This is a genomic window from Nitrincola sp. (genome assembly GCF_048264025.1).
Taxonomy (GTDB): Bacteria; Pseudomonadota; Gammaproteobacteria; order Pseudomonadales; family Balneatricaceae; genus Nitrincola.
In genome coordinates this window covers 32,372-49,251 of record NZ_JBLXDN010000018.1, presented here as the reverse complement: position 1 = coordinate 49,251, position 16,880 = coordinate 32,372, and the positions used below count along the sequence as shown (strand labels likewise).

The following is a 16,880-nucleotide window of genomic DNA, read 5'->3' as shown; positions in this document are numbered from 1 at the left end:
TATCAGGTCACCACAGTCAGGAAGCGCTCATTCAATTGGCGATCATGGTAGAAAATAGCTTTGCCAAGATTTCCAGCTTGCCAGGTCACAGGTTCATGATCGGGATAGTGGTAGTCACCACCGGCAAAGACTTCATTACGGTTACCCGAAGGATCAAAGAAATAGATGGTCTGACCATGCGTCAGGCCATGGCGCGTGGGTCCGATATCAAGAGATGTATCGGTCATGGAGATCAGGTCAGCGGCTTGCAACACGTCCTGCCAGGTATCCAGATAGAAGGAAGCATGGTGAAACTTGTCCTTTTCCGGATGTTTGATGAAGGCTACATCATGGGCTTTCATCGATGCGGTCAGGAACAGGGCGACACGGTTATTGTCCGGGTCGACCACCTGCTCAGCCAGGTCAAAGCCAAGAATGTCTCTGAACAGGGTGAGGTTGCCTTCCAGGTCATCACCGTACAGCAGGCAATGATCAAAACGGGTCGCTTTCATACCCTTGAGATCACGCGGCCAGGCTTCGGGATTAACGTTAGAGACACCCCACTTACCGGTTTGCTCTTTGGTCGCATAGAGTTCAAAGGTATGGCCAGTCGGGGCGACAAACTGCATGCGCCGACCACAGTCTTTTAACTCGCCAGCGGGCAGCTCTGTCACCGTCAGACCAAAGGCACGAATCTCACCGGCAAGGCGATCCAGCACTGATTCATCCAGGCATTTGAAGCCCATAAAATCCATACCGGGTTCATCAGACTCCTGCAGGATGACCGAGTACTTGTCCACCTCAGTCCAGGCTTTAAGATAGATACGGCCCTGCTCGTCTGAATCCATTTCGATCAGACCCAGCAGATCCACATAGTGTTTACGGGCTTCTTCAAGATCCAGTACGCGAATCTGTACATGACCTGGACGCATTACACCTTTTTTCATGATGGTTTCCTCTTATATTTCTTATTTAACAAGGTTTGCTTGTTTTACTTGTGTTGGTTGATTTGTATGTTCATCAAAGTGATCTGACTCAATCACCAGATCACTTTCCGGGAAAACCCGACAGGCCAGGGCAAAGCCCGATGCCTGTTCTGCTGCACTGATATGGGCTTTACTCATGCGCTTGGTCTGGTAATGCCCCTGCAGTATTTTGACTTTGCACAGGCCGCAACCCCCGCCGCGACAGCCCACCTTAATCGCCTGCTGACAAGCCTTTTCCATGGCGTGTAGCAGCAACTCGCCCTGTGACACTGTGAATGTCTGCTGCCGGTTGGTTACAAGGATTTGAAAATTCATCTTTGCAACTCCGCTTCAGATGCGTTTAAACAGTGCCGAGCGTGTTTCTGAAGCGGCTCCATCCGCGGCAGTCAGGAATTTCTCCATATGGATATCCGCTTCAAATACCCGCCCTTGCATCAGCGTGTTGATGGCGGCATTAATCATGGGCGGCGGTCCACACAGGTAGGCTTTATGGCCATTAAATCGCCCGTCGAAATAGTCTTTAGCTGCTTCATGAACAAAGCCGGTAAAACCTGTCCAGCCATCCGCGTCTGTCGGCTCATTCAGTGCCGGGATATAGTGGAAATTGGCATGGGTCTGGGTGAGCGCTTCGAGACGTTCGCGGTTATACAGCTCACTGAGATTGCGCGCGCCCTGGAACAGATAAATCTGCCGGGTGTCGCCCTGCTCCAACAGGTCCAGAATCATCGATTGCGGACTGGATAGTCCCGAACCACCGGCAATAAAGATCACATCCTTGGCGTCAGATTTGCGCACAAAAAACTGACCATACGGACCGGACAGATCCAGCTCATCACCTGGCTTCAGTGATTCGTGTAACCAGGTGGTTCCGGCACCACCTGGCACCAGACGCACATGCAACTCAATATGACGATCATCTGATGGCGGGTTGGCAATGGAAAACGCACGGCTGCCTTCCACACCCGGCAGATTCAGGTTCACATACTGACCCGCCTGAAAGGTCATGGGGCGATCCAACGCCACACGTATCTCTTTAATGCTGGGCGACAGGTTTTCTATGCTGACAACGGTTGCGGTGAAATCCTCAACCGGATGGCCAGCGAAGTCCGGATCCACATCCACATCCGCTTCAATCACCAGATCCGATTCAGGGATGGCACAGCAGGCCAGCACCTTGCCTTCATCCCGTTCCACATCCATCAGCGCAAAGGGCGAGGCGTTACCTATATCGACATCGCCTTCAACCACCTGCACCTTGCAGGTGGCACAGGTGCCGTGACCGCAGGCAAAGGGTAACCAGACACCCTGACGCAGGGCGGCATCCAGAATGGTTTGCCCCTCTTCCACTTCAATCACATCACCGGTGGGTTCTACGGTCACTGCATATGTCATAACAACCTCCTCAAACGCCTTTGCCCTGAAACCCAGTCAGTTCTGGGGTCTGGAACCTTAATAAGGACTTATGACCGATACCCTGCTCCTGAAAGCTTTTATCCAGAGCCGGGGTAAACGGCTGGTTATCCAGCAACCAGGTCGCGGTGTTCCAGTTCACCTGGGTAAACTCGGCATGCTCGCCAAACGCCTCAGGCATAATCTGGTCGCGAAGTTCGGCAAAGGTGGTGGTCGGTGGCAGTGCGTAAGCAAAGGCGGAACAGAACATCAGGTGATGGTCCCAACCCACATACACGATCTGATTACCGTGAAAATTTTCAAATCTATCCAGTGCCGGAACTTTGTAGTCCGGCGTAATTGCTGTAACTGACATAGTGATATCCTGCTTCTGGAGCCATGCGGGATGGCTCCTGTTGTTATTATTCAGAGATAGGTTCAGGCAACGCCTTTCCATTCCTTCCAGCGTGTTTCGTCAGGTGAGCCTTTGATATCCATGTTGTCGGCGCCCATGTTCAACTGGTAGTAATCGCGCAGTACCTCTTCAACACTGGCACCGCCACAATTGCCCTGATAAATCTGATGCACAGGCAGCCAGGACTGCACATACTTTTCCGGTTCGTCATCGAATATGTGTTTGCAGCCATCTGAACAGAAGTGGTACTTCTCACCTTCAAAATCGCTGGAGCGATAGGCGATCTGTGTGGGATCATCCATCTCAGTGAAGCCCATCGGAATCTGACAGGTGGTGCACAGCTGAGGTAGTGCTTTGGTGTAGAAGCGTTTACCTTCGGCTTCCATTTTCTTCGCAAGCTCCCAGCGTGGACGGTAGTACTTGTCGAAGGTATCCGGGTACTTTTCGCTCAACCAGTCCAGCTCTTCATCACTGGGAATCCAGGTATGGAAGCCCGCCGCATGGCCGTGGGTATAGAAGATCCACCAGGCTTGATGCGAAATATGCTCTTTCTCTTTTTCAGTGGTTTCGACAAACTTGGGGATGCGGATGCCGTAGCGCTCCAGGTCTTTGAACAGCGCACCGCCCGCTTCTTCAAAGTAAACTTCCCAGGCTTCTTTCCAGGACATGACTTTATTCGGCAGCATGTAATCCATCATCATTGCCACAATGGTCAGCAGACGCGTACCCCGCCAGAACCACTTATCGATCCATTTCTGCACGATCGGCACATTGTCTTCATGTTGCTCCAGCAGGAATTTGATAATCTCCAGCCCGAGTGTCATGTGCCGTGCTTCATCAGACTGGGCTGAAAAACCAAAGGTACAGGTGGCCATATCACCGTTGTGCGCTGCCCCCGACATAAAGGGTACAAACAGCAGATTGGTCAGCACATATTCAAAGCTGAAGCTGATCGCAATCAGGAACTCAAATGGCCCGGCTGAACGCGCATCATCAAAGAAGGATTTAGGCACAGACAAGTACCAGACACGGTCATGCATGTGTGACCAGTCCTGGAAGCCATCAAAGTACTTGTTGTAATGACTCATGGCATGAATCTGGGTCTGCACATGACGCAGCTCATCGATAGACTGCATCTGACAGGCCACGCGCGCTCCCGCCCCACCAAACTGACGACCTACATGGGCATAGCCCTGAAACGCCTGGTATTCCAGTGGTGACACGCCGGTCAGGAAGATTTTGATCGCATTGATGTAACGCGCATCGGTCACATTCAGGTGGCCATTGTTCTGCGAAAATGCATCAAAAATAGCGTAAAGTTTTTTCTCTTTTTCAGCCTGGTACTTCCAGTAAGAATCCATTGTCAGACGAAACGGATCTTCCCATTTTGACCAGTCAGTAATTTTAATCCCTTCAAACTCTTCGTAAGGAAAGGCTTTTTTGCGATCGGCATAGGAGTATTCCCAGTCCAGATCACGGGTTAGCAAACGGTACTTATCTTTTAGATTGAGTTTTTTAGCAGCCATTTTGAATACCTTATTATTTTAATTCCGGACTGTTTGTCCCGGACTATTCATTCCAGATCAGGAGTTCCAGCTCAGCTCAAGTTGCTCATCGTCTTCGTCAACATTGCCGCCGAGGGTAATCAGATTCAGATGCAGTTCCTGTACATCCCAGTCACGTCCCATCTTCTCTTCAACCGTGGCGCGCTTGATCACCAGGCTGTTTTCGTTTTCGATGCGGATCATCGCCGGCATGTGATTGACTGTGGCGTCCGGGTTATCTTCCTCAATCGCTTCAACGATATAGCGGGACTCATCATTGTCCTGCAGGGCGATATATACTTTTGACATGCGAAGCTCCTCAGTGGCAGATGCCGATTTTTTGCAAACGAGATTCCAGCAATGCATCGGCCCGACTCAGCGCCGCGTCATCCAGAAGTGTGGTGACCAGGGGGCTCATTGCATCCAGGGTTTTCTGACGCCAGTCGCGGCACCAGGCCTCTAACAAGGCGCGGTTTTCCTCTGATTCAGACGCCATGGTTTTCAGCACACTGTCGAGCCAGCGGGACACATCTTTATTCCAGGCCAGCATGAACTCAGTCAGCATGGCGACATCACGCCCACCGATGCTGCTCAGCTTCTCGTCCAACTGCTCATAAAAGAGATTGAATACCAGCGTATCGACCACCAGGTTTTGCGCGATCACTACCTCAAACCAGTCTTCAACGGTGGTCATCTCTTCACACAGGGCACGCATCCCCTGCCACAGCGGATTCTGCATCCAGTGTTGCTTGGACTCGATCAGCGAATCACCGGTATTGCTATCCAGAATCAAACCGATACGCGACAGATACTGGGCAATCCCCAGGCGATCCATGGCGTTGTACAGCAGTGCCTGAGTGATAGCGGTGCCATAACCAAACGCGCAGCCATACATATTGTTCAGGTTGGCGGTGTGTTCGATATGCCGCAGTGGAATCAGGTAGGTAATCAGGAGATTTTTAACCGCGTCGGGCAGGTGCTCGGCCAGATTACGCTTTTCAAAAAAGGCATAACTGCTCTCAGCGGCTTCCTGCAGTTTGGCGCGATTCTGCACATACGTGCCGTAGTAAAACTGACGTGGATCTTTCAAGGCGTACCAGTCTTCCATGACGATCCGGGTACGGCTCTTATCATTCAGCTCATACTCCGGCTGCCACAGCGGACGGTAATGAAAGTTGGCTTCAGCCTGCAGGTCATAGGTCGCTTCCTGATAGCGTGAAGCTGGCTTATCACCAAAGCGGCGTTCAATATTCGCAAAGGTATTGCGGATTGGCTCCAGGGTGGAGGTTTTGATTTCTATTGTCATCAGACAGTACCCATAGGTTAAACGTTATTGTTATTAAGCGGATCGGTTATGGTTCCTGGACATCAGGGTGTCTTCGCCATAGCGCCATTTCTGCAGTTCAGCATCGACGTCAGCCATCTGTTCATCGGTCATATGAATGACCTGGTTGTTTTTACAGAAGGCGTCAAAAGCGGCAGGCGGCATAATCAACTCGACGAACAAAGAGGGATCTCCAATCGCAAAGTCAAATTCGACGAAACGTGCTCCGGCATCACTGCGCACGCGGATATACTTGGTCAGACGCTCAAAGCTTGAACGCGCTTTGGGCGTGGTATTGGTATGGAGTTGCAAATCGGGCATTGCACAACCTCTGACTTTTTATGTTGTTATGGCGTCATTGTCAGTCAGGTAAAAGCAAGGGCTGTGCCAGGAAAGAAAAATTCAGATCATAAAACCAGATAATTAACTTAAATTATTGTTTTTATTATAGTAATTACATTCAATTTATTCGTAACGCTAGAAGACAAAACAGACTCAATCACATCAAGCACAAAAAGTTGTGCCGATCAGGTTAATCAAATCATCATACAAAACCCCTCACTTCATCATTTCATCAAAAAAGACAAAAAAGGGGTCAGTACCCTTTTATTTTGAATAAAAGGGTACTGACCCCTTTTTTACTTTTTTCTGTTCAAACTTCAGCAGGCAAACTATACTGTATATACATACAGTCTTTATACTGGAGCGAACACATGGCCTCTTCCGACAAATCATCTGCTGCTGCGCGTAGAGGACGGGGCGCGACCTACAATCCCGACAACCGCTTTTCACCCAGAATCAGTGAAACGGTGGATGATGGCTGGTGGCAGGAGGGTACGCAGCAAAGCCTGGCGACCGAAATACGCGATGAACCCTGCAAAACAGCACTGTCGTGGAACACATCCCCCGACCTGCCATTTGACCGCTCCATCAACCCCTATCGGGGTTGCGAACATGGCTGCGTCTATTGTTACGCCCGCCCCTCGCATGCCTATTGGGATATGTCACCGGGACTGGATTTTGAAACCAAATTGATTGCGCGTACCGGCCTGGTCGAAACCCTGCGCGAAGAGCTGTGTAAACCAGGCTATGTATGCCGCCCGATCAACCTGTCCGGTAACACCGACTGCTACCAGCCGATTGAAGCTAAATACAAAACCACGCGCCGGTTGCTGGAGCTGTTACTCGAAGCCCGCCACCCGGTGACACTGGTGACCAAAAGTATGCTGGTTTTAAGAGATCTGGATCTGTTAACGGAGATGGCGAAGCATCGACTGGTCAGGGTGTTTATCAGTATTACCAGCCTGGATATGCAGTTAAAGCGCACCCTGGAACCGCGCGCGGCCTCACCGCAGGCACGCCTGAGAGCGATCCGCGAACTCAGTGCCGCGGGCATTCCCGTGGGCACCCTGGTATCACCGATTATTCCGGGATTAACCGATCATGAAATCGAGCAGATCTTAGCAGCCGTCAGCGAGGCAGGTGCAAGAACCGCTAACTGGATGCTGCTGCGTTTGCCCTTGGAAGTCGCCCCGCTGTTTGAGTCCTGGTTGGAAGCCCATTACCCGGATCGTGCCAACAAGGTCATGAGCCTGATGCGCCAATGTCGTGGCGGAAAAACCAACCATGCCGAATTTGGTAAACGCTTTAGTGGTGAAGGCGTTTTCGCCGAACTGATAGCGCAACGCTTCACCAAAGCCAGCCGCCGCCTGGGTCTGCAAGGCAACACCGAACAAGGCCTGAATACCCGCGACTTCCGCCCACCTTCCCTCCAGGGTGATTTGTTCTTCTAAAGCGGAAAAGCAGAAAAGGGGTCAGTACCCTTTTATTCAAAAATAAAAGGGTACTGACCCCTTTTCTGCTCCCCCCTTTCTGTCATTTCATTAATTCATCATATTTACGTCACCAGGGTGAAATATTTCCGGCATACACTCTCGTTCGAAACTTAAATTCACTTTTTCAATAGAAGCGAAGATTAATTAAAGTTCGTTCGAAGGTATTCAATGCTGTTATCTGAGCGTCAAACAAAAATTCTGGCCTGGTTGAAGCAGGCGGGTGGGCATCTTTCCAGCCAGGAGCTGACGGATTCCTTCAATGTCTCGGTGCAGACGATCCGCAAGGATCTGAATGAACTGAGCGATCAGGGGCTGGTGCAGCGGGTACATGGCGGTATCAGGCTACCGTTTCATAACCGCAACCTGTCCTTCCAGAGTCGTCAGGTGATCAATCTTGAGGCCAAACGTGCCATCGGCAGTAAGGTGGCGGATTTACTGCCGGAAGGTGCGACGATTTTTATTGGTATCGGCACCACGCCACAACAGGTTGCACTGGCATTGCTGGATCATCCTGGATTGCAGGTCATCACCAATAACCTCAATGCCGCCATGACGCTGTGCCACAACCCGAATATTGAAACCCTGTTAACCGGTGGGCGTATTCGGCCATCGGATCAGGATTTGATGGGTGAAGATGCCACCCGTTTTCTGCGACGTTTTCAGGTCAATTTTGGCATTTTTGGTATTGGTGGTCTGGGCCCACAGGGCGATCTGATGGACTTTTCGCCAGAGGAGTCTTACCTGTCACGCGCCATTATTGAGAACAGCGACCAACGCATTCTGGTGGCTGACTCCAGCAAGCATCTGCGTAAAGCCCCTGTACGAACCGGTACCCTGTCTGATGTGGACAGGCTGGTTACTGATCAACTCACCACCCCGATGGCCGAGCTGTGTGAAGCGGCGGGTGTCGAGTTACTTTATTAAGGAGCCAGAGATGAGTCAGTTGCAAGTCTGTCAACTTCGCAAGCAGTGGGAAGAAACCCTTGCGGTCAAAGACATCAGTTTTGAAATTGCCCAGGGTGAGTTTGTTGCCCTGTTAGGCCCTTCGGGTTGCGGAAAATCGACTACGTTAAAAATGATTGCCGGTCTTGAGGATCCCTCATCCGGAAGCATCAAGCTGAATGGCGTCGATATCACCCACCTGCCACCCGGAAAACGCAAACTGGCGATGGTGTTTCAATCCTATGCGCTCTTTCCTCACCTGTGTGTGGCTGAAAATATTGTCTTTGGCCTGAAAGCGCGAGGTGTCGGCGCGCACGAACGTGATCAACGCTTAAAGAAAGTGGCCGAACTGGTGAATCTGGGTGATCAACTGGCCAAGAAACCCTCACAGCTATCCGGAGGCCAGTGTCAGCGTGTGGCACTGGCGCGAGCGATCATTGCCGAAGCGCCTTTATGCCTGATGGATGAACCTCTCTCCAACCTGGATGCCAAGCTGCGTAATGAGATGCGCGCCGAATTAAGAGCACTGCAACAGCGCCTGGGTATGACAGTGCTGTATGTCACCCATGATCAGGTTGAAGCCATGAGCATGGCGGATCGTATTATTCTGTTGAATCAGGGTGAAATCGCTCAGTGCGGCACACCGAATCAACTCTACCACATCCCGGAAACCACCTTTTCCGCTCGCTTTATCGGCAACCCGCCCATGAACCTCCTGGACCAGGGTTCCCAACTGATAGGCGTGCGCCCAGAACATATTCAATTGTCTAACGATGGTATCACCGCTGAGGTGATCCGCTGCGACTATCACGGTGCCGACACCATCATCGATGCCGCCTTACCCTCGATGGCCATGCAAGTGATCAAACTGCGCCTGCCGGGCCATCAACTACTGCCTGCTCAGCAACATTTGCACCTGCAGTGGTCCCTGGAACACCAACATAACTTTTGCTCTAAAACGGGTCAGCGCCGGCAAGACGCTGGTCTGGATACACCCTCCACGCACCAACCCACACAGCAATCAACCACGCCCAACCATAAGGAGTTACAGCATGTTACGCAGCACTAAACGTATGCTAGCCATGGGGTTAACCTCGCTGGCTATTGCGACAGCCGCTCAGGCACAAACTGAATTAACCATGTATTACCCTGTTTCAGTCGGTGGACCTCTGACTGATGTGGTCGATGGCATGATCAGTGATTTTGAACAGCAACATCCTGATATCAAGGTGAATGCGATTTATGCCGGTAATTACAATGATACCCGCGTGAAAGCACTGGCGGCCTTGAACAGCGGTCAACCGGCGCAACTGTCGGTGCTTTTTTCCATCGATGTGCATGAACTGATGGGAATGGACGCCATCGTCCCCTTTGATGCCGTTGTGGAGACAGATGAAGAGCGCGAATGGCTGCAGAGCTTCTACCCCACATTGATGGAAAACGGCGTGGTAGATGATCAGGTTTGGGGAATTCCCTTCCAGCGCTCCACCATTGTGATGTACTACAACAAAGATGCCTTCCGCGATGCAGGCCTTGATCCGGAACAGCCACCCCAAAGCTGGGATGAGCTGGTAGAAATGGGCCAGCAACTGGTTAAAAAAGACAGCAACGGTGAAGTCGAACGCTGGGGCGCGATGATTCCATCCACCGGCTATCCCTACTGGATGTTCGGCGCACTGGCGATGCAAAACGATGAAGTGTTGATGAACAGTGAAGGTAATGAAACCTACTTTAACAACCCAGGTGTCGTTGAAGCGCTGACCTACTGGCAAGATCTGAGTGGTCAATATGCAGTGATGCCACAAGGCATGATTGAGTGGGGTACCCTGCGCCAGAACTTTCTGGAACAGAAAACTGCCATTATGTGGCACTCAACCGGCAACCTGACAGCCGTTAAAGACAGCGCTGAATTTGATTTCGGTGTCGCCATGCTGCCAGCCAACAAGCGTTTCGGCTCTCCCACCGGCGGTGGTAACTTTTACCTGTTCAAAAATGCTTCGGACGAAGAGCGTCGGGCCGCACTGGAACTGGTTCGCTTCATGACAGCACCTGAACAAGCGGCTCACTGGAGTATCGCCACGGGGTATATGGGTGTCAGCCCAGCGTCCTATGAAACCGACGCGCTAAAGCAGTATGTGCTGGACTTCCCACCAGCGGCTGTGGCACGCGATCAACTGGACTATGCCACGGCTGAACTGTCTACGCATGAATCCGGTCGTGTCCGCAAACTGCTGGATGATGCGATTCAATCTGTCTTGACAGGACAGCAAGATGCACAGGAAGCACTGGATTCAGCCCAGAGTCAGGCTCAGCGCATTCTGAGCCGCTACTGATCCACACCACTGAACCTGGCAGCGTTCTTAAAGGGCGCTGCCGTTTTTCTGAGCTGTCTTATCAAGGCTAACTGATGAATCGTCTCAACCAACTCTATGCCTGGCTGATGCTACTGCCTGCTCTGCTGATGCTGTTGGCATTCACCCATATTCCAGCCTTGACGACCCTGTGGCATTCGCTGTTTTTTCCAGCTCGGGGGCAGCGTTCATCCGAGTTTGCCGGTCTGGAAAACTACCGCATGCTGATGGATGATGCGATCTTCTGGAAAACCTTATCCAACAACCTCTGGTATGCCGTCGGCACCGTGCCTACATCGATTGCCCTGGCGCTGGGCATGGCGCTCTGGGTGAACAGTAAAATCAGCGGGCGTAGTGCACTGCGTCTGGCGTATTTCACCCCAACCATGTTACCGATGATCGCTGTTGCCAATATCTGGCTGTTCTTTTACACCCCTGAAATTGGCCTGTTCAATAAACTGCTTAATGGACTGGGCATGTCTGGCATTAACTGGCTGGGCGATCCCAACTGGGCGCTAGCAAGTCTGATGCTGATGACCATCTGGAAGGAAGCCGGATTTTTCATGATTTTTTACCTGGCAGCCCTGCAAAGTCTGAACAAGGATATTTACTCAGCGGCAGCGCTTGAGGGTGCTGGGCACTTGTATGTATTCCGGCGTATCACCCTGCCGCTGCTGATGCCAACCACGCTATTCGTGCTGGTCAATGCGCTACTGAATGCGTTCAAACTGGTCGATCATCTGTTCATCCTCACCAAGGGTGGACCGAATAATGCCACCAACCTGATGCTCTATTACATCTATGAAAACGCTTTCAGTTTCTTCGACAGCAACTACGCCGCCGCACTGACATTGGTGCTGTTAATGCTGCTAATTCTGTTGGCACTGATACAGTTTTTATTGATCGAACGTCGTGTTCACTACCGCTGAGAGTTATATATGCCAAAGCTGACTCGAACCCTGTCATTCACCCTGGCCTGGACACTGGGCATCTTATGGATTTTTCCCCTGCTCTATGCCTTCTGGGCGGCGTTTCATCCAGCCGAATATGCCACCCGGTTTGAGCTGTTCGCACCGCTGACACTGGAGCACTTTGCCACCGCCTGGCAGCAGGCGCCGTTTATGCGCTATATGTTCAACACCCTGATCATCACCGGTCTGATTCTGACCTTTCAGTTGATCCTCTGCACCCTTGCAGGCTATGCCCTGGCACGGATGGCATTTAAAGGGCGTGGCGTGGTGTTTGCGCTGGTGCTGCTGCAACTGATGATCGTGCCGGAAATTCTGATCGTGGAAAACTACCGCACCCTGGCCAAACTGGAGTTGATTGATACCTGGATTGGGGTCGGTTTGCCCTACATGGCCAGCGCCTTCGGGATTTTCCTGCTACGCCAGACCTTCCGAACAGTTCCCCAGGAACTGGAAGATGCCGCCCGACTGGAAGGCTGCTCCTGGCTGGGAGTATTGTGGAAGGTCTATGTCCCCCTGGCAAAACCCACCTATCTGGCTTATGGTCTGGTCTCGGTCAGCCACCACTGGAACAACTTCCTCTGGCCACTGGTGGTCACCAACACCGAAAACAGCCGCCCATTAACTGTCGGCATGGCGATCTTCGGCGCCCCGGAATCCGGGGTGGACTGGCCGGTGGTCTGTGCCGGTACGCTGATTGCGGTTGGCCCGTTACTGATCGTCTTTCTGATTTTCCAACGGCGCTTTCTGCAATCCTTTATGCATGCAGGACTCAAATAATGACTGCTTCAACATTACGTTTACTCACCTGGAATATTCAAAGTGGTCGCGGCTGCGATGGCCTGATCGCACTGGAGCGGATTATTCAACAGATTAAAAGCATGGGGCCGCTTGAAGTGATCTGCCTGCAGGAAGTGGCACGCTATTTTGATGAGTATATCAGTGCCTCTCAGCCCGACCAACTAGAAGCACTCTGTGAGGCCTTCAGTGACTACACACCGATCTGGGGTGCGGCACTGAGTTGGCCTGGCGCAACAGCCAGTCAACGGCGCGAGTTTGGTAACCTGACGCTGGTCAAGGGGCCGGTGCTGGATCAACGTATCCATTGTCTGCCAATGCGCGGCAGTCGCTATTCAGCCGATGCCTGGCAAACACCACGTTGCGCGGTTGAAACCCTGATCGACTGGCAGGGCCCGATGCGTATTCTGAACACCCACCTGGCCTACCATGATGCTGACGAACGCCTGGCGCAGCTGCACTATCTCAATGCCTGCTGTGACGCCTGGCAGCAGCAGGTAAACGCGCCGCCCAAACAAGGCCCTGGCATCTACAGTCAACCGTTCGGCACTCAGGCCACTCTGCTCTGTGGTGATCTCAACCTGGACAGTCGCAGTGACCAGCATGCATTGCTGGTGCAACAAGGCTGGCAAGACGCCTTTCAGCTTTGTCATCCGCATCAGCCACACACGCCCACCTGCGGCATCCATGATTCAGTGCAGTGGCCAGAAGGTCCACACTGCCGCGATTTTGTCTGGCTAAAGCAGCTGACACCCAGTTCGCTGGAAGTCGATACCGTCACCCAACTCTCTGACCATCAACCCCTGATTGTGACTTTGGAGCCACCTGTTCATGACACACCTTAACCTTGCTGAATCTCTATCCATACTGCCTTTGCCCGATACACTGCAGCATGAGGTTCGCTACCTGTTTACCGATGTAGACGACACTCTGACCTGGCAAGGCAAGTTACCCAGCCAGACATTACTGGCATTGGAGCAACTCGCCGCAGCCGGCATTCAGGTGGTGCCGGTGACGGGTGCCTGTGCCGGTTGGTGTGATTGTATGGTGCGCACCTGGCCAGTCACAGCGGTGATTGGTGAAAACGGTGCCTTCTGGATGCAGAAAAATGTGCAGGGACAGATCGAGACACACTATCGTCTGGCAGAACCCCAGCGTACCCGGCAATACCAGCAACTGCGCGAGATCCAGCAACAGCTACTCCAGCGTTTCCCGTTTGCCAGAGCCACTGCTGATCAGGCCTATCGTGAAACCGATATAGCGCTAGACATTCGCCAGCAGCATCACAACACCCCCGATGAAGTTGAACAACTCAGACAGGCTCTGGAAGCCGCAGGTCTGCATGCGCGCATCAGTTCAATTCATATCAACGCCTGGCGCGGTGACTATGACAAAGCCTCCACCGCCCTCGCCTGGCTTGAAGCTCAGGGAGAGCCAACTGAACACTGGTTAAGCAAAACCGCCTTCATCGGTGACTCAGCCAATGACGCCGCCATGTTTGATCAGTTCACCCTCACCTTCGGCGTCGCCAATATCCGTCATTGCCTGGCCACACTAGCTACCCAGCCGAAATACATCACCCAACAGGAAGGCGGATTCGGCTTCAACGAAGTCGCCCAGCGCCTACTAAAATAAAAAAGGGGTCAGTACCCTTTAATTCACAAATAAAAGGGTACTGACCCCTTTTTAGATCCCTTTTTTACTTAGGTAAGGGGCGAGTCGCTGCCACACGCTGCGGGTGGCGACCCAAATGCTATTACCCTGGTACAGTCCATTGTTTGCCATAAAGTCGTTGCTTAACGCACCGGCTTCATGGCAGATCAATAGCCCGGCCAAGGCATCCCAGCTGTTTAAATGGGCTTCAAAGTAGCCATGTATTTGTCCTGAGGCCACGTGACAAAGCATTAATGCTCCCGCGCCAAAGCGGCGATACTCGATGTTTTCTTCGACAATCAAGTGCTCAAGCAGGGTTAAGTAATCATTAAGTGGGTAGCGATTTGAGCGCCCCAGCCCTAACACCACCCGTTCAGGTAGTGGATCCACAACCTTTAGGGCCTTACCATTCAGGGTAGCGCCTTGGCCCTTCTGGGCAAGAAAGAATTCATCCCGATCAGGTGCATAAACAATTCCCAGTTGGATAACATCCTTTACAACGTAGGCGACAGAGATACACCAGTAATCCATGCCTAAGGTAAAATTGGTGGTGCCATCAATCGGATCTATAACCCAAATGCCATCTTTACCCTCTTTTAACCCACCCTCTTCACCTAAAAAACCAGAGTTTGGAAACTCCATAGCCAAATAGGTTTGTATGGCTTTTTCAACAAAAACATCCGCCTGGGAGACAAAATCCTGATCAGCTTTCGTGGTGACGCTAAGGCCATTATCACGCATCACTTGGGCTTGTTGACCGATTTCAACGATGGTGTCACTGAGTTTCTGTAATGATGAGGCGTCTATATGCATAGCAATTATCCTAGGTGAATATCCGGGCTGGTATGGCGTAATACCAGAGAGACGGGAACAGTAATCAAACGTGCCGCTTGATTAGGTGATTTATTGCGACTCTCAAGGCAATTCAGCACCTCAGAACATAGGGCTGGAATATCCTGGTTGAGCGTAGTCAAACGGTAGCTGTACTGGGCTGTCTGCGGTGTGTTGTCAAAACCAATTAAGTGAAAATCCTTGGGTGCATCGAAACCTCGCTGACGCATCCCATCTAAAAAACCACAAGCCAGTTGGGCATTAGCGCAGAAAATGCCATCAGCTAAGCCTTGGTCTAGATCAAACGCTAAGGCCGCGGCTTCACCACCGTCATAACCATCCTGATCCGCGATAATCCGCTTAAGCGACTTGGGCGTATGTCTGGCGCGCGCGAGTGCTTGTTCAAAGGCCACGCCACGTTGAATTCCGGCCCAGGTAGAACTCTGGCAGTTTAACCAGGCAAAGCTATGGCAACCCGATTCAAGCAGCTGCGCCGTAGCCAACGCGGCACCCTGCTGATTATCCGAGCAAACAAAATCAACCGCTGGAATATCCAGATGACGATTAATGCCCACCACCGGAATTTTGAACTGAACGCATTCATCAACGAGCGCAGCCGGTGGTTGTCCCGATGTAACTATCACGCCAGATACGCGGAACTGCGTAAACTGACGTAGCGTGGACTCCAAGTCTTTTTCTGAGCCAACTTCTGTCACCAGCGCTTGATAACCGCGTCGTTGAATCGTGTGAATCAGTCCTTCCAACAAACTGCTGCGAAACGGGTCTTTAATCCGCGCGACGACCACACCAATGAGCTGGCTTCGCTTACGATTTAATCCTTGTGCGAGGAAGTTAACTTGATAACCAAGCGCCCTGGCCGCCGCAATGACTTTCACCTTGGTTTCGGGGGCAATACTGCCATTGTCACTCAAGGCGCGAGACACCACTGCACGCGACACACCGGCATGGTCAGCAACGTCTTGTGCGGTAATGCTTTTGTGGGGCTTACTCATGGCAATCCCCTTAGGTCAGCTTTGCGACGGCAACACCCAGGTCTAAATCAATCGTCAGACCATCGTAAGACAGGAACACCTGAGGATGCCCGGCAATGCTTGCTTCGATATTGGCAATCTCTTCATCAAAACAGTGATAAAGCCCTAATACAGGTAATGAAAGCGATTGCTGCAGTGCCAGGCAACTGACAACATCGCCATGAGAAGACTCTTTCGGCAGCGGCTGTGAAACCGCACATTCCTGAAACGCCAGATCACAGCCTTGCATTAACGCGCTACTGGCTTCGGTTGGGCGGCCATCACCACTATAAAAGAGCGTCTGGCCATCCACTTCAATCCGCAGCGATAAGTTGGGCATTTCATGCTGGGTAGCGGCGGTGTATAAGTGCCACTGCTGCCATTGCCATTGCGCCTGGCTATCCCGCCAATCAATATCAAAACAGATTTCAGGCACCGGCCAGGTTGCCATAGAGACCAACTGCTGAAGGATTTCACGCTGTTGCGGCTGGCAATAAATAATCAGTGGCTTATGCCGTCCAAAGCTTTTCCAGCGATTGAGTAACACCGGAAGCCCGGCACAATGGTCTGGGTGAATATGGGTAAAGTACAGCACATCGATGTCATTCACATCCAGGCAGCGTTGCCACAAGGCACGTGGCACCGTGGGGCCACAATCGATTAGCCAGCGTTGCTCATGGTTATCCGTCACCAGAATAGAAGAGGTATTGCGCGTTAAAGAATATGCGCTGCCACTGCCAATTACGTCGATTTTCATAACACCCCAGAAAATTTCTTTTTTGCTTAATGAAACTGTCACACATTCGCGACAAAGTAGACACCTATAATGTCGAC

General features: G+C 51.7%; 19 protein-coding genes. 8 read left to right on the top strand and 11 right to left on the bottom strand.

Annotated features, from left to right (window positions below; genetic code table 11):
* Positions 1-2 precede the first annotated feature (2 nt).
* The 8 genes from ACN0R1_RS13695 to ACN0R1_RS13660 all read right to left on the bottom strand — a co-directional run bounded on the left by ACN0R1_RS13695 (position 3) and on the right by ACN0R1_RS13660 (position 5,958).
* Positions 3-926, bottom strand: a complete 924-nt coding sequence (locus ACN0R1_RS13695) for a catechol 2,3-dioxygenase (RefSeq protein WP_417583774.1) — start codon at positions 924-926, stop codon at positions 3-5.
* 21 nt (positions 927-947) lie between these two features.
* Positions 948-1,280, bottom strand: a complete 333-nt coding sequence (locus tag ACN0R1_RS13690) for a 2Fe-2S iron-sulfur cluster-binding protein (protein ID WP_417583772.1) — start codon at positions 1,278-1,280, stop codon at positions 948-950.
* Between the two features lie 15 nt (positions 1,281-1,295).
* Positions 1,296-2,357: an NADH:ubiquinone reductase (Na(+)-transporting) subunit F gene (locus ACN0R1_RS13685; RefSeq protein ID WP_417583770.1), complete on the bottom strand. Its 1,062-nt coding sequence runs from the start codon at positions 2,355-2,357 to the stop codon at positions 1,296-1,298.
* A gap of 10 nt (positions 2,358-2,367) precedes the next feature.
* Positions 2,368-2,730, bottom strand: a complete 363-nt coding sequence (locus ACN0R1_RS13680; RefSeq protein ID WP_417583768.1) for a phenol hydroxylase subunit P4 — start codon at positions 2,728-2,730, stop codon at positions 2,368-2,370.
* A 62-nt stretch (positions 2,731-2,792) separates the two neighbouring features.
* Positions 2,793-4,295 carry an aromatic/alkene/methane monooxygenase hydroxylase/oxygenase subunit alpha gene (locus tag ACN0R1_RS13675; RefSeq protein ID WP_417583766.1) on the bottom strand — a complete coding sequence of 501 codons (1,503 nt, stop codon included), beginning with the start codon at positions 4,293-4,295 and terminating at the stop codon, positions 2,793-2,795.
* Positions 4,296-4,352: 57 nt separating this feature from the next.
* A complete protein-coding gene (locus ACN0R1_RS13670) occupies positions 4,353-4,622 on the bottom strand; it encodes an MmoB/DmpM family protein (RefSeq protein WP_417583764.1) in 270 nt (89 codons plus the stop codon).
* A gap of 10 nt (positions 4,623-4,632) precedes the next feature.
* The gene (locus ACN0R1_RS13665) at positions 4,633-5,619 is read right to left on the bottom strand and encodes an aromatic/alkene monooxygenase hydroxylase subunit beta (protein WP_417583763.1); all 987 of its coding nucleotides are present in this window, start codon (positions 5,617-5,619) and stop codon (positions 4,633-4,635) included.
* Positions 5,620-5,652: 33 nt separating this feature from the next.
* Entirely contained in the window at positions 5,653-5,958 is a 306-nt protein-coding gene (locus ACN0R1_RS13660) for a phenol hydroxylase subunit (protein ID WP_417583761.1), read from the bottom strand.
* 392 nt (positions 5,959-6,350) lie between these two features.
* On the opposite strand from ACN0R1_RS13660, the gene ACN0R1_RS13655 reads away from it, so the two are divergent.
* From ACN0R1_RS13655 to ACN0R1_RS13620, 8 genes are all read left to right on the top strand, one after another.
* Entirely contained in the window at positions 6,351-7,430 is a 1,080-nt protein-coding gene (locus tag ACN0R1_RS13655) for a PA0069 family radical SAM protein (RefSeq protein WP_417583759.1), read from the top strand.
* A 210-nt stretch (positions 7,431-7,640) separates the two neighbouring features.
* Positions 7,641-8,396, top strand: a complete 756-nt coding sequence (locus ACN0R1_RS13650) for a DeoR/GlpR family DNA-binding transcription regulator (RefSeq protein ID WP_151055671.1) — start codon at positions 7,641-7,643, stop codon at positions 8,394-8,396.
* A 10-nt stretch (positions 8,397-8,406) separates the two neighbouring features.
* Positions 8,407-9,483 carry an ABC transporter ATP-binding protein gene (locus ACN0R1_RS13645; RefSeq protein WP_417583757.1) on the top strand — a complete coding sequence of 359 codons (1,077 nt, stop codon included), beginning with the start codon at positions 8,407-8,409 and terminating at the stop codon, positions 9,481-9,483.
* Positions 9,467-10,747 (top strand): ABC transporter substrate-binding protein, encoded by a 1,281-nt coding sequence (locus ACN0R1_RS13640; RefSeq protein WP_417583755.1) that lies wholly within the window; start codon positions 9,467-9,469, stop codon positions 10,745-10,747. Before ACN0R1_RS13645 ends, ACN0R1_RS13640 begins: the two co-directional genes overlap by 17 nt.
* A 74-nt stretch (positions 10,748-10,821) precedes the next feature.
* Positions 10,822-11,694: a carbohydrate ABC transporter permease gene (locus ACN0R1_RS13635; RefSeq protein WP_417583753.1), complete on the top strand. Its 873-nt coding sequence runs from the start codon at positions 10,822-10,824 to the stop codon at positions 11,692-11,694.
* A 9-nt stretch (positions 11,695-11,703) separates the two neighbouring features.
* Complete coding sequence (locus tag ACN0R1_RS13630) at positions 11,704-12,513, top strand: carbohydrate ABC transporter permease (RefSeq protein ID WP_151055679.1); 810 nt, start codon at positions 11,704-11,706, stop codon at positions 12,511-12,513.
* Positions 12,513-13,376, top strand: a complete 864-nt coding sequence (locus tag ACN0R1_RS13625) for an endonuclease/exonuclease/phosphatase family protein (protein ID WP_417583751.1) — start codon at positions 12,513-12,515, stop codon at positions 13,374-13,376. The genes ACN0R1_RS13630 and ACN0R1_RS13625 overlap by 1 nt, the downstream gene beginning before the upstream one ends.
* Entirely contained in the window at positions 13,363-14,166 is an 804-nt protein-coding gene (locus ACN0R1_RS13620; protein ID WP_417583749.1) for an HAD-IIB family hydrolase, read from the top strand. Before ACN0R1_RS13625 ends, ACN0R1_RS13620 begins: the two co-directional genes overlap by 14 nt.
* Positions 14,167-14,217: 51 nt before the next feature.
* On the opposite strand, the gene ACN0R1_RS13615 is transcribed toward ACN0R1_RS13620, so the two are convergent.
* Genes ACN0R1_RS13615 through ACN0R1_RS13605 form a run of 3 tightly spaced genes read right to left on the bottom strand, consistent with a single transcriptional unit; the run spans position 14,218 to position 16,803 of the window.
* Positions 14,218-14,997 carry an inositol monophosphatase family protein gene (locus ACN0R1_RS13615; protein WP_417583747.1) on the bottom strand — a complete coding sequence of 260 codons (780 nt, stop codon included), beginning with the start codon at positions 14,995-14,997 and terminating at the stop codon, positions 14,218-14,220.
* A 5-nt stretch (positions 14,998-15,002) separates the two neighbouring features.
* On the bottom strand, positions 15,003-16,028 hold the full coding sequence (locus ACN0R1_RS13610) for a LacI family DNA-binding transcriptional regulator (protein WP_417583745.1): 1,026 nt from the start codon (positions 16,026-16,028) through the stop codon (positions 15,003-15,005).
* 10 nt (positions 16,029-16,038) lie between these two features.
* Positions 16,039-16,803 (bottom strand): MBL fold metallo-hydrolase, encoded by a 765-nt coding sequence (locus ACN0R1_RS13605; RefSeq protein ID WP_417583743.1) that lies wholly within the window; start codon positions 16,801-16,803, stop codon positions 16,039-16,041.
* Between the last annotated feature and the right edge of the window lie 77 nt (positions 16,804-16,880).